Here is a 12,072-nt window from a genome sequence, read left to right as displayed (position 1 = left end):
CGCCAGTGCTAGCTTTGCGTACCGTCACTTATTGCACTGAAAACGAGGAGACCCCATGCCGCCTCTACAGCCGGCTGATGTGGGCGCTGAGTTCGCGCGACCATTGACGCAGGAGCAGGAACAGCTCTTTGTTGAAGCGTGCGGCGCCGAAGCTCACGGTTATATGGCAACCGAGCAAGAGCCTGCGCTGGTTACCGGGCGCACGCTGACCACCAGCGAGCAAGCCAGGGCGCGGGAGCGCAAGTCTGATGCTGCGCGAATGTCGCCTGTTTCACCCGAGCCAGCTAAGCAGGAGACCGCTGATGCTGGGCTCTCCGTGCCGCCGCGATTGGGGGCCATGCAAGCGCATGTACTAAAGCTTGTAAGGGCGGCAGCCAGGCACCAATACACCGAGCATCTGTTGGCTCGACTTGATGAACGGGCGGCCGAACTCGAGCCCCCCGTCGCCGCAGTGCTGCTTCTATATTCCCGGTTAGCGAAGATGGTTGTCGATGATCTCGATCCCGTCGAGCAATTGACCAAAGAATGCGCCGGGATTGTGCTTGGCACTGATCTTCCGCAGTGGTGGGTAGATGTTGAGCGCGCGACCGGTCTGAAGAGGTGAGCATCCACAGATCCTGCAGCATCCAGGGATTAGTCTGGCGAGCGCATCGTCTTAATCCGTTCGCGTAGCGCCCCTACGCTCCACGAAGTGACTCGGCCCACCCGAGTGGGGCGTGGAAGGCGGCCAGATTTGCACCATCTCCAAACGGTTACCGGTGAGATCGAGAAGAGCGCTGCGACTACGGGTAGTCGAACAAACGCGCTATCGGGCAACTGGTCGAAGTCTCGAATGTTTGCTGGATCGGCCATCGCAGTTCCTTCTCGTGACCATCGGCTGTGCGAACCTACTGATTGATCTCTGTTGTGAGCGATCGGCACTTTCGCCGGCGAACAACGGTGCCAGCCCCGGCGAAATCCGAGCGAAAAGGGTTGTGGGATGGCATAAATGAACACTATAGATTGTAGTGCTATAGGGTTCAATGTCGGCTAATCGGCCGATGGCAACTAAGAAAAGCGCGTACAACGAGATCGGCGTGGCGCTGAAGACACTGCGCGTCGCCAAGCGTCTTTCCCAAGAGAGCTTTGGCCTTGTTTCCAGCAGGACCTACGTGAGTAGTGTCGAGCGCGGAATCAAAAATCCTACCGTGACAAAAGTCGACCAGCTTGCTGAACAGATGGGTGTGCATCCGTTGACGCTTCTGACAGTGGCATATCTTGGTCGTCCCACTTCTGCGCATCTTGCGCGCTTGCAGGATCAAGTCGCTGCCGAGCTTCTGAAGCTTGCGGTCCTCGATCGCTAGCTCTTTTCCGGCTTTCTCCTTGGCGTACTTCGCGTTCGCCAACCTGTCAGGCGAGCTGTCAGGCGAGCTGTTGAGTCTTCGGTTATGACTACCCTGCTCTTGATATCCGCTCCCGCCAAACGCGGCTACTTGGGCCGCACTGCCTGACGCGCCGTCCTGCGACCGCCTGCAAGGTGGCGCCTTCTGCACCATGGTGCGGTTCGAAGAATAGGCGAACATTAATACTTGCTCGCTCAGAATGGTCGCTCATTCTGAGTGAGTCCTATAGTGTTCAAATTGCGAATTCACCTCAATTCGCAACTTCTCATGTTTCTCACGTGTGCCCAGAACGAAGTCAACCCACCGGAGAGCCTCATAGAGGGTCTTCGCATGTGGAGCGTTGTCGAACTCGTTATTGAAGTCAGTTGGTTCTACATCGTGGTTCGTCGGCCGGACGACGAGGACTTAGGCATGCTGACGGTAGACCCCGGCTACCTATACGGAATCGTCAGCGATGCCACGTTGAGTATCAAAGCCATCTTCATGGCCGTGCCGCCGGCGTTGAACGGTGGACCGACCTGGCAGTTCGAGCCTGTGTCGGCTATCTGGGATGGGGTCCGAGAGGATGCCGATATAAAAGTTGGTGTTGTGGAAACAAACTCGAAGCGACGCTACGTACTGGCCGCTGAAGCGCTCTCCGCCAGTCAGGTCAGCATCAAGTCCTGTCTCTACCCAGCTAGCCATGTTTGAGGTCTCGGCCAAGGCCACAAGGATGAGCCCTGGCCACCGCGGCACGACCCCAACGCTGCAGCCACCTGTCAGTGCTCCCCATCTTCAAGCGATCCCGAACAACGGAACAACGCGATGACCCGCCACGACAAGCCTTCAAGGTCGCATCTGGACGAGATGCGCCAAGCGTTTCCTCGATTGTTCCAACGGAATGGAGGACGCCCGGAAATCATTGGCTGGAGCCCTGCAGGCTGGGACGACATTGTCCGTGACCTGCTCGCCCAGATCGATGCAGCCCTTTCGGACGAGCTGGCCGCAGCCTTCCTGATCGAGCAGGTCAAGGAAAAGTACGGGACCCTTCGTTTCTACTATTGCTTCGACCGTCTTGTGCGGATGCGGATCAGCCTCGTTGCGCCCGACGGCATTACCCGGATCGAGAACATTCCCGAAGGCGCCGAGGGCTACCCCTACAAGGAGATCGACAAGCTCGTCTCGGCGGCCGAAGACCGAAGCGAGGTCACCTGCGCGATCTGCGGGAACCCCGGGACCCTTCGAAACAATGGCTGGATCGTGGTCAAGTGCGACGCGTGCGATTCCAAGCATGGAAAAACTTGAACGGTGCAAGTTCGTGAAGGCCCTCATCCTCTCCGATTTGCACACCGAGTTCTACGGCTTCGTGCCGAGGGGTGAGGTGGTGCGCGACGTCGACCTGGTGGTCCTTGCTGGGGACATCGCAAAAGGTACCTCGGGCATCACCTGGGCGCGTATCGCGTTTCCAAGCACCCGCATCGTCTATGTCGCTGGCAACCACGAGTTCTACGGTGGCGACTGGGAACGCACCTTGGACGACTTGCGCTATGCGGCCGCCGCGCTGGACGTGGACTTCCTAGAGAACAATGAGATCGAGCACATGGGCGTCAGGATCCTCGGTTGCACGCTTTGGGTTGATTTCGGCTACTTTGGACGGGATCGCATAGCCGCGGCGATGCGCGAGTACGAGCTGGGCCTCAACGACTGCAGCGCCATTCGAACTGCAAGAGGTCGGCTGACCGCTAATGAGGTGCTGCAGCGCCACGTGCAGAGTATTGGCTGGCTGGGTAACAAGGTGGCCGAGCGGCAGGTGCCAACCATGGTGGTCACCCACCATGCGCCGTGCATCCAGTCGGTGGAGCCTCGCTACGTGGACGACGACTTGACGCCGGGCTTTGTCAGCGAACTGCCCTTGGCTTTGCTGTACGGCGCGGACATCTGGGTTCACGGACACATGCATCACTCCGTCGACTACGTCCTGACCGAGGGAAAGCCGACGCGCGTCGTGTGCAACCCGCGCGGTTACCCGTTGGGCCGCCGCAAGCCAGAGAACGACGCCTTCGACCCTGGGATGGTGGTGACGCTATGACATTGCCAGTCGTGGCCCGTCCAGGCACTCACCGGTTTCAACGGTTGAAAGGTTGCAGCACACAAGTTGCAACTTACTAGTCAGGTTGCAACTGAATGGTCGACTACCTCTTCCTCGCCTTCGACGGTGTCCTGCATCACGCGTATGGGGGCCACGTGTTCCGCTTCCTGCCGGAGATGGAGGCGGCCCTGAAGCCATACCCGCAAACCAAGATCGTGATCAGCAGCAACTGGCAGGCCACCTGCTCCAAGGGCAAGCTCCTTAAGCTCCTGGGACCGGTCCTCGCGCAGGGGTACGCGGGCAAGACGGGCGACGCCAAGCTCTCCCGTGCGGTCAAGGCTTCCCTGAACCTGCGCAACCACGGCGTCATAGCGTGGATCCGCCAAAGGACCGAGGCAGATCTCTACATCATGGTTCCCGGCGCCCGACAGCGGGAGATCGAGGCCTGGCTGGCCAAGTTCGCCGCGCCTTCATCGACCTGGCTGGCGGTGGACGACATCGCTCCGAATTTTGACGAAGGGTGCCGGCAGGTGGTGCTGTTCGATCTGGAGACGCGATCGGCCAGCGTTGAGTTCGCGCGGCTAGCCGCGGCGCTTGACGCACCTGACACGGTTTCTCCGTTAGCCGACCCCTACTTTGAATGGTGGCGGCTTGCGATGTCAGTGCCGATCCACGAGCCCGCTGAAGGTGAAGTAGCCCGCCAGTACGTCAGGTTCGCCGACATCCCAGAAGCCTGGTGCGACGAGGTGGAGGCCAACACGCTTGGCGGCCTGCCTCCCGGGTACATCTGGATTCGGGACTGGGCGGCTGCGGTGAGCAGGAGGTTCGACGAACTGTCTCGGGGCATCGCGGCGCCGGCGGCGCCTGGTCACCAATGAAGCAGTACGAACTTCGTCCTGAGCCCTATGTGGCGAGCGTGCGCTGCGACCGCTGCGGCGTCGAAGCGCGGCCCGATGAAGGGACTGGCTTCGGCAACATGGAGAGCCTGGAGTTCAGCACCGGGTGGGGGTCAGCCTTTGGCGACGGCAATGAAGTCGCGGTCGACTTGTGCCATGCGTGCCTGAAGGAGACGCTTGGCCCCTGGATGCGTGTGAGCACCGCGCGCTGGGCGCGGCCGCACACGCATCCGCAACTACCAACTCCACGACCCAAGCATGAGAGCTCCTGATTTCCTCTTCCTCGACTTCGACTGTGTCTTGCACAAGGCGGGTCAGTTGCCGTTCGAGCATCTTCCGGAGCTGGAGGCCGCATTGGCACCGTTTCCGGCGCTGAAGATAGTGGTCAGTAGTTCTTGGCAGGAAGTTCACGGGAGCGATGAGATCGTGGAGTTTCTCGGTCCTCTTGCCGGTCGCTACGCTGGACTGACCAGTGATGCGACGCCTGACGACGAGTTTCTTCAGGCAAGGCAAGAGGCCGAGGCAGCACGGCAACTGCCGGTGTTTAAGCAGCTTCAGAACTGGCCGATCGGCCGCTATCTGTACCCGCCTGGATTGAGGCAACGTGAGATCGAGCTCTGGATGCGTCAGCGTGCAAAGCCTAGCCAATCCTGGCTGGCGGTCGACGACGACGTCTGGAACTTCGATGAGGGCTGTCGGCGCGCGGTGATCGTCAACCTCGAATGGAACTCGGCAGCGGCCGAATACGAGAAGCTGCGCTTCTCAATTGAAAACCCATCGATCACCCCCCCGATCGTGGATCCGGCCTTCGCGTGGTGGCGTCTGGTCGTCGCCGTTCCGGTGAGCCCGGTCGGCGATTGTGATCGGTTGGACAAGGTGAAGTTTGCAGACATTCCCGATCTGCTGCACGGGGATCTAGACGCGATGCTGCGGGGACGAAACTTCCCAGGAGATGGAGTTTGGTTGACTGATTGGGCCGAGTTCCTCGTTCGCCATCTGGTGGACCTCAGGCGAAGCGCTCAACAACATGGCGATGCCGGTAGCTCGAGAATTTCGCTGTGAGATTCGTGGCAACCTACCGCGTCAGTGCCCATGGGTACACTGCGCAGCTCAAATTCACCACCTGCCTTTTGCCCGTCGAGAGCGCCTCGGCTTCCGCTCGCCATCGCGGACGCTAGACGTTCTGAGATCTGCCCAAACTCCAGTCCCAGGCCCAGATTTCAATCGTCGCAAACAGGTCGTGACGAGAATACGGATCGTCTGCAACGAACCGCTCCACAGCCCGTAGATCGGCTGCCTCCACCACCACCAGCAGCGTGCCGTTCATCGCGCCCTCCAGGTCACGCGTTGGACCACCAAGGCACACCCTCACGCGGTGCTCACCGGCCGCACGCACCCATCGTCGCAGCCCGGGCAGCAGCCTGGGTCGAGCTTCGGTGTGGCGCCCTGATGCGAAGGGGTTGAACCAAGCCCCTTTTTCTGGCGCGGCAAGAGCGGCCCGGAAATGGCCGCCGTGATTACTCGCGTGACGACCAAGGCAAGTCGTTCACCTCTCATTGGGCAGAAGCACGCATTTCGCCTGACTGCCGTGCGGCAAGCATGGGCGCATTCGCAGGAGGCATTGGCCCTCGGCGACAGAGCCCCCTACGATCGGCCGCATTCGTGCAGTGCTTCCAGAAAAACTAGCCAGGAGACAAACACCATGTGGACCCGCTTCACCGCCGGCATGCTCGCTGCGTGCCTTTCGTTCTTTGCTGCTCACGCGAACGCTCAGGACGCCTACCCGAACAAGCCGCTTCGGTGGATCGTCGGCTACGCCGTTGGCGGCGGATCTGACCTGATCGCCCGGGTACTGGCCGAGCAAATGAGCCAAAGCATGGGTCAGCCCATCGTGGTCGTCAATCAACCTGGCGCTGCCGGCGCAATCGCAGCCGCCACCGCGGCGAAGTCGGGTGCGGACGGCTACACGCTGCTGAGCGTGGACAACGGCATCCTGGTCTACAACACCGCGCTCTACAAGAAGCTGGCCTACGACCCACAGGCCGACTTCGCGATGGTAGGCCTCACGGCAAAGCTGCCTCTTATCCTGGCCGTAGGGGCACAAACACCATTTCAGACCACCGAAGAGCTTGTCGCCGCCGCGCGCAAGCCCGATGCCAGGCTGGCCTATGCCGCGGGCGGCGTCGGGAACCCGCACCATCTCGCGACGGAGCTCTTCAAGGATGAGGCAGGCCTTCAGCTGCTTCCTGTCATGTACCGCGGCGGCGCGGCGGCGCTCAATGCCGTCATGGCAGGCGAGGTTCCGATGCTGGTTATCGACACGGCCTCGGGCCTGCCCCTGATCCGTGGTGGCAAGGTGCGTCCACTCGGCGTGTTCGGCCCAACGCGCCTGCCTGCACTTCCCAATGTCCCTTCGCTCATGGAAAGCGGCATGCTGAAAGTGGAAGCAACCGCATGGCAAGGCGTGGTCGTCCCGACCGGCACGCCTGAAAAGGTCATCGAACGGCTGAACACGGAAATGGCTCGTGCCCTGGCCTCGGATGCCGTTCGCAAGCGGTTTGAGGACATGGGCCTGATCCTCACGCCATCGACGCCGTCCCAGATGGCGGCCCTCGTAGACAAGGAACGGCGCTTCTGGCCGCCGTTCGTCAAGCGCATGAACATCTCCGCCGAATGACTATGGTAGACGCAAAGCCACCCACCTACCCATTTCGGGTGCCCCCAGAGCTCGCTGGCGGAAGCAGCCGCGCACGGGTGGTTGTGGTCGGTGCCGGCATTGTGGGTCTGACCGCCGCCCTTGACCTGGGACGTCAAGGTGTCGATTGCATCGTCCTGGACGATGACGACACGGTGAGTACCGGGAGCCGAGCCATGGGTTACCACCGCAAGACCATGGAGGTCTGGGCCCGACTCGGCTGTGCGGGCGACATCGAGCGGCAAGCCGTCGGCTGGAACGAGAGCACCCTGCTGTGTGGCGATGCCGTGGTACATCGCACCCGCATGGCGCCAGCCGTGGGCGCACGCTTCGCCGCGCACACCAACCTGCCGCAATCGCAGGTGGAAGCCTTGCTCGTTCGGGCATGCGAGGCCCAACCGAGCGTGGAGTTGCGTTGGCGCAGCAAGCTGGTCGGCCTGCAGCAAGATGCCTCCGCCGTGCAGATGACGGTCGAGACGCCAGTGGGCACCTATGCACTTCGCGCCGACTGGGTCATCGCAGCAGATGGCGTCAGGTCGACGACGCGCGCCCTGTTGGAAGAACCCTTCGACGGAGCGCATTTCGAAGAGTGTTTCTTGATCGCGGACATCCGAGCGTCGCTGGGTGATCACGCCGGCCGCCAGTTCTGGTTCCGCCCTCCCTTTCACGACAACCAGACGGCCCTGCTGCATCGTCAGACCCAGGACATCTGGCGGCTTGATCTTCAGTTGGGACCACAGGCCGACCGCGAAACCGAACTCGATCCTGCGCGCCTGCATTCCCGCATCGCGAACGTGCTCGGGCCGGAGGTTCCGTTCTCGATCGAGTGGGCCAGCGTCTACCGCTTCTCGGCCAAGTCCGTGGCACGCATGCGCAGGCAGCGCGTGTTCTTCGCTGGCGACGCTGCACATCAGCTCTCCCCGTTCGGAGGAGGCCGTGGCGCGAACTCGGGCGTCCAGGATGCCAACAACCTCATCTGGAAGCTCGCCCACGTCGTACAGCAGCGCGCCCCCGACGCACTGCTGGACACCTACCATCAAGAGCGGTGGCCAGTTGCGCAAGCCAATGTGCGCGCCTCCTGCCAAAGTGCGGAGTTTCTGTCGCCGACGTCCGCTGCCTCCATGGCACTGCGCGACGGCGTCTTGGCACTCGCTCATCGCAACGGCTTCGCGCGCTCATGGATCAACAGCGGCCGCGTGGAGGCGGGTCCACCGCGCTACGGCAGCCATGCCTTTGAAGGTACCCCGCTCGCGGATGCTCCACTTGGCCGGCCAGGCGAGTGGCTGCTAGACGTGCTGGGGAACCGGTTCGCCCTGTTGCTGTTCGACGCACCGGGTCAGCGGATGCTCGATGCGATCGACGCTCTTCGCCCCGCGCTCGACATCTTCATTGTCACCGCGGACGCACCCGCGCGAGGTGACCTCGGTTCGGCCCGATGGCTCGACGAGCCAACGGGGACATTGCGCGATCACTTCGAGGTCGGCTCAGCCGGTGCTGTCCTGGTGCGCCCCGATCAGTACATCGGTGCCTGCACGCAACGCTTCAGTCCCGAGTGGCTCACCGCATCGCTCGATCGCTGCGTCGGCCTCGTTTCCTCCCGAGAGGAGCACGCACACGCATGACGACCTCGAACACTATTTCCTCAGATCCGCACCCGGACGCTCTTTACGAAGTCCTCGCCGACTTCGCGCGAGAACTGCCGCAAGAACAAGCGTTGCTTGGGCTGGGCGCGCTCGTGGTGCAGCTCGCGCACGAGATCAATGACGTTCCCCGCCTGCAGCACGCCACGCACGAAGTGCGCTTGGCGCTGGGTTCGTACGAAGCGAGCATTTCGCGCCGGGGTCCCCTGTCCGTCAATACGCCTCCCCCCCTTTTCAATCACCCATCTGGAGCAACCGAGCCGTGACTTCGATCCCCTACGTCCTACCCAAGCGCCGACTCGGCCGAAGCGGCCCCGAGGTGGGCGCGATCGCCCTGGGCTCCTGGCACATCTTCGACCGCCTCACATTCGAGGCCGGTGCCGAACTTCTCGCGCAGGCAATCGCCTGCGGTGTGAACTTGTTCGATGTCGGCGTCTACGGCGAGTACCCACCCCTGCCAGACGGCAGCCTGCGCAAGCCGAGCTGGACGGACGTCCTGTTCGGCCAAATGATGCGGGCCGCCGGCGTGCGCCGCGACCAATACCTGCTGAGCGAAAAGCTCTGGCTCTGGACCTACCCGCAACGGGATCTGACCAGCCAGCTCGATGCCGCGTTGCGGCGTGTGGGCAGCGACTATGCGGACATCGGTATCGTTGGCGAGATGCGTCGCCCCGAGATCGACATCGTGCAAGTCACCCGCGAGGTCGGCTCGCTGCTGCGCAGTGGGCGCCTGCGCCATTGGGGAGTCAACAACTGGTCCGCGGCGCAAATTCTTCGCGCGCACCAGGTAGCCGAGGAAGCAGGCTTCGACGGGCCGGTACTCGTCCAGCAGAAGTACAGCGTGTCCCGCCGATCCGTCGTTGAAGGGAACCCGTACCAAGAGCTGGTTCGCCGCACGGGGATCTCCGTGGAGGCCTCCGACGTGCTGGAGAGCGGATACCTTGCTGGGCGCGACAACGTGGAACGGCAGCTGGCAACGGACACCGGCGGTATCCGGGAGCGCATCATCGCTGATATGCCTCGATTCCGCGACGCAGCCGCATCGTTGGACGCGACACCCGCGCAGGCCGCGATTGCGTTCTGCCTCGCGCATCCACATGTGGCCACCGCGCTGGTGGGATGCAGTTCGCTCGAACAACTGCGCGACAACGTGGAGGCCTGCCGGCTTCTGGATCGCAGTCCGCAGCTGCGTGCCCGGTTGGAGGACTTCTGGCTGGACCGCGAGGTCGTGCACCCCGAAGCGTCTTGGAACGTGGAGCCCGCCTAGCGTTGTCGCGCCCCAGGCGATCTGGGGTACGCTCCTGGGCCTGCCACGTCGAACGCGGAGAGTGATTTGGAGCTTCGTCAACTTAGGTACTTTGTCGCAGTCGCCGAAGAGCTGAGCTTCAGTCGTGCCGCCGAGCGGGTCCACATCACACAGCCGCCGCTCAGCCGGCAGATCCAGGAACTCGAGGCAGGCCTGGGCTGCGCTCTCTTCGTGCGCGCGGCGAACCGCATCGAGCTGACCCAAGCCGGCGAGGCCTTTCTGCGCGAAGCACGAAAGACCTTGCACCAGGCAGACTGGGCAGCTCGATCGGCACGGTTGGCCGCGACCGGCGACGCCGGTGAACTGCGCATTGGCTATGTACCCGTCGGCCTGCACACGGGTCAAGCCATGGAGCTACTGAGCAGCTTTCGTCGCCGTTTCCCGTGCGTGACCATCGAGCTTGTTCACGTGGCGGCATCGGCGCAACCAGCGGCGCTGTTCTCCCACGAGATCGACTTGGCGATCTGCCACACCGGCGCGGCAGTGACTGCCGGCATCGTCCGCCAGTCCCTTTGCGAGGACGAGACGGTCTTCGCAGTGCCGAACGGTCACCGCTTGGCTCGAAGCGATCGCTTCCGGCTGGCGGACCTGGCGGACGAAGACTTCATCGCACCGCCACGCAGCACAGACCCGGAATTCCACGACGACTTGTTCAAGCGCTGGGCGCTGGCCGACTTCCGCCCGAGGATCGTTATTCACGCCGACAGCTTCGTGGCCATGCTGGCGCTGGTCGCTGCAGGTGCGGGCATCTCCTTCGCTGCACGCAAGGCCGCGCAGCTGCTTTCAGCCCCAGTTACCTTGCGGCCGGCCGAGGACTTTCATTTCAACTCGGGCGCCGAGCTTCGATGGCTGGAGCACGAGGCCCCACCTGCCGCTCTTCGATTCGCAGAGCTCGCTTCTACCGATCCGGCCTAAGTCTTCGGCGGCGACTTGAGCGGCAAGAAAAGCTCCGCCACGGTCTCTCGCTCGGAGACTTCGGGAAAGAAGCTCAGCCGTTGACAGTAGAGCGGGAAGTCGCGCACCTCTTCACCGCTGGCCGGCAACCATTCCCGGTAGAGGAAAGTCGCCGCCGGCTCCAGGTTCTCGGTGTCGCCGACCACACGAAGCACTGCGCAGCGACCACCAGGAATCTGGCCCGCCTTGATGTTTTCGCCGTGGGCCTGGATCGGCTTGTCGGTACCCACGCAGAGATCCACCGCGTAGTCGGCTGGCGATTCCGGACGCCGCTCCGAGTACCAGATATTGAAGGTCGGATGGGTTCTGGGCGGTAGATTGGCAGCCTTGCGCCATGCAATGAACCGTTGGATGCTGGCCACGAGCGTGGCGGGGTCACCCCGGTGTTCGAAGATCGCCACCGGCGTTGCCGACACCTCGCGGATGGTCACCTGGTCCTGGCTGAACGTCCTGTTCATGAGTTGATTCCTCGCGTTGTCGAGCGCTTCCAAGGCAGCAAACCAAGGAAGCAGGTCGGGGGACTCCCGGAAGGCCGAAGGCGACTGCCCGAACCGTTGCCGAAAGGCTCGTGAGAATGCGTCTGGTGCCTCGTAGCCCGCATCCATCGCGATCTCGGCAATGCCCTCGGTATCGCGGTAAAGCAGCTGGTAGGAGGCGCGCTTCATCCGGGCCAGCTGAACGTAGCGGTGAACTGTCATCCCGAAGACCGCGGCGAATTGCCGATGGAAGTGAAACTTGGAGAAGGCTGCAATGCGGCTCACTGCATCCAGGTCCAGGTCATCGTCCAAGTGGCGGTCAATATGGACGAGCGTTCGTCGCATCCGATCCAGGTAGTTGGCCAGCGCTGCTTTCATTCTGCTTCCGTGTCAGCGGTAGTCTGCAACACACGGGCGCAACAGGCCCGATCGATCTTGCGCTTTTGTAGCGAGGTCGAGCGATAGCCGCCGGATGACGACGGCGCCGTGCGCGCGCTGTTCGACACCTTCGATGAGGTCTGGGCTGTCGACGCGCAGGCGACAAGCGACGCCGGGCAACGTGCCATACTTGCGTTTCACGTGCAGGCGGTTGGTGCCTCCAGGGGTCTCCTCGTTTTCAGTGCAATAAGTGACGGTACGAAAAGCTAGCACTGGC

At 62.4% G+C, this 12,072-nt stretch carries 15 protein-coding genes and 1 pseudogene; 13 read left to right on the top strand and 3 right to left on the bottom strand.

The features are described from left to right. The first annotated feature begins 55 nt into the window (after window positions 1-55). The 8 genes from ACODSU_RS24970 (at window position 56) to ACODSU_RS24935 (ending at window position 5,408) form a co-directional block, all read left to right on the top strand. On the top strand, window positions 56-604 hold the full coding sequence (locus tag ACODSU_RS24970) for a hypothetical protein (RefSeq protein ID WP_488845625.1): 549 nt from the start codon (window positions 56-58) through the stop codon (window positions 602-604). A 436-nt stretch (window positions 605-1,040) separates the two neighbouring features. After that, entirely contained in the window at window positions 1,041-1,343 is a 303-nt protein-coding gene (locus tag ACODSU_RS24965; RefSeq protein ID WP_488845623.1) for a helix-turn-helix domain-containing protein, read from the top strand. Between the two features lie 369 nt (window positions 1,344-1,712). Continuing rightward, window positions 1,713-2,072: a hypothetical protein gene (locus ACODSU_RS24960; protein ID WP_488845621.1), complete on the top strand. Its 360-nt coding sequence runs from the start codon at window positions 1,713-1,715 to the stop codon at window positions 2,070-2,072. 114 nt (window positions 2,073-2,186) lie between these two features. Continuing rightward, a complete protein-coding gene (locus tag ACODSU_RS24955; RefSeq protein ID WP_488845619.1) occupies window positions 2,187-2,666 on the top strand; it encodes a hypothetical protein in 480 nt (159 codons plus the stop codon). Further along, window positions 2,653-3,450, top strand: coding sequence for a metallophosphoesterase (locus ACODSU_RS24950; RefSeq protein ID WP_488845618.1), 798 nt, complete (start codon window positions 2,653-2,655; stop codon window positions 3,448-3,450). Before ACODSU_RS24955 ends, ACODSU_RS24950 begins: the two co-directional genes overlap by 14 nt. 95 nt (window positions 3,451-3,545) lie before the next feature. Further along, window positions 3,546-4,328, top strand: a complete 783-nt coding sequence (locus ACODSU_RS24945; RefSeq protein WP_488845616.1) for an HAD domain-containing protein — start codon at window positions 3,546-3,548, stop codon at window positions 4,326-4,328. Further along, the gene (locus tag ACODSU_RS24940) at window positions 4,325-4,618 is read left to right on the top strand and encodes a hypothetical protein (protein WP_488845614.1); all 294 of its coding nucleotides are present in this window, start codon (window positions 4,325-4,327) and stop codon (window positions 4,616-4,618) included. The genes ACODSU_RS24945 and ACODSU_RS24940 overlap by 4 nt, the downstream gene beginning before the upstream one ends. Continuing rightward, on the top strand, window positions 4,605-5,408 hold the full coding sequence (locus ACODSU_RS24935; protein WP_488845612.1) for an HAD domain-containing protein: 804 nt from the start codon (window positions 4,605-4,607) through the stop codon (window positions 5,406-5,408). Before ACODSU_RS24940 ends, ACODSU_RS24935 begins: the two co-directional genes overlap by 14 nt. Before the next feature lie 112 nt (window positions 5,409-5,520). Here the strand turns inward: ACODSU_RS24935 and ACODSU_RS24930 are convergent, their stop codons facing one another. Further along, complete coding sequence (locus ACODSU_RS24930; protein WP_488845627.1) at window positions 5,521-5,763, bottom strand: YciI family protein; 243 nt, start codon at window positions 5,761-5,763, stop codon at window positions 5,521-5,523. 285 nt (window positions 5,764-6,048) lie between these two features. Here ACODSU_RS24930 and ACODSU_RS24925 point away from each other — a divergent pair, with 285 nt between their 5' ends. From ACODSU_RS24925 to ACODSU_RS24905, 5 genes are all read left to right on the top strand, one after another. Further along, complete coding sequence (locus tag ACODSU_RS24925; RefSeq protein WP_488845610.1) at window positions 6,049-7,023, top strand: Bug family tripartite tricarboxylate transporter substrate binding protein; 975 nt, start codon at window positions 6,049-6,051, stop codon at window positions 7,021-7,023. Then, the gene (locus ACODSU_RS24920) at window positions 7,020-8,663 is read left to right on the top strand and encodes an FAD-dependent oxidoreductase (protein WP_488845608.1); all 1,644 of its coding nucleotides are present in this window, start codon (window positions 7,020-7,022) and stop codon (window positions 8,661-8,663) included. The genes ACODSU_RS24925 and ACODSU_RS24920 overlap by 4 nt, the downstream gene beginning before the upstream one ends. Next, window positions 8,660-8,947 (top strand): hypothetical protein, encoded by a 288-nt coding sequence (locus ACODSU_RS24915; protein ID WP_488845606.1) that lies wholly within the window; start codon window positions 8,660-8,662, stop codon window positions 8,945-8,947. The genes ACODSU_RS24920 and ACODSU_RS24915 overlap by 4 nt, the downstream gene beginning before the upstream one ends. Continuing rightward, window positions 8,944-9,948 carry an aldo/keto reductase gene (locus tag ACODSU_RS24910; protein ID WP_488845604.1) on the top strand — a complete coding sequence of 335 codons (1,005 nt, stop codon included), beginning with the start codon at window positions 8,944-8,946 and terminating at the stop codon, window positions 9,946-9,948. The genes ACODSU_RS24915 and ACODSU_RS24910 overlap by 4 nt, the downstream gene beginning before the upstream one ends. 66 nt (window positions 9,949-10,014) lie before the next feature. Beyond that, window positions 10,015-10,902, top strand: a complete 888-nt coding sequence (locus ACODSU_RS24905; RefSeq protein ID WP_488845602.1) for a LysR family transcriptional regulator — start codon at window positions 10,015-10,017, stop codon at window positions 10,900-10,902. Here ACODSU_RS24905 and ACODSU_RS24900 read toward each other — a convergent pair. Together ACODSU_RS24900 and ACODSU_RS24895 are read right to left on the bottom strand one after the other, a co-directional pair. Then, entirely contained in the window at window positions 10,899-11,795 is an 897-nt protein-coding gene (locus tag ACODSU_RS24900; protein WP_488845600.1) for an AraC family transcriptional regulator, read from the bottom strand. The two genes, ACODSU_RS24905 and ACODSU_RS24900, sit on opposite strands and share 4 nt — an antisense overlap. A gap of 12 nt (window positions 11,796-11,807) precedes the next feature. Then, a pseudogene (locus tag ACODSU_RS24895) lies at window positions 11,808-12,072 on the bottom strand (hypothetical protein); the annotation flags it as partial.

The organism is Acidovorax sp. FG48, from assembly GCF_057809085.1.
The sequence above is the reverse complement of the archived record's forward strand: the minus strand, read 5'-3'. Positions and strand labels throughout refer to the sequence as shown.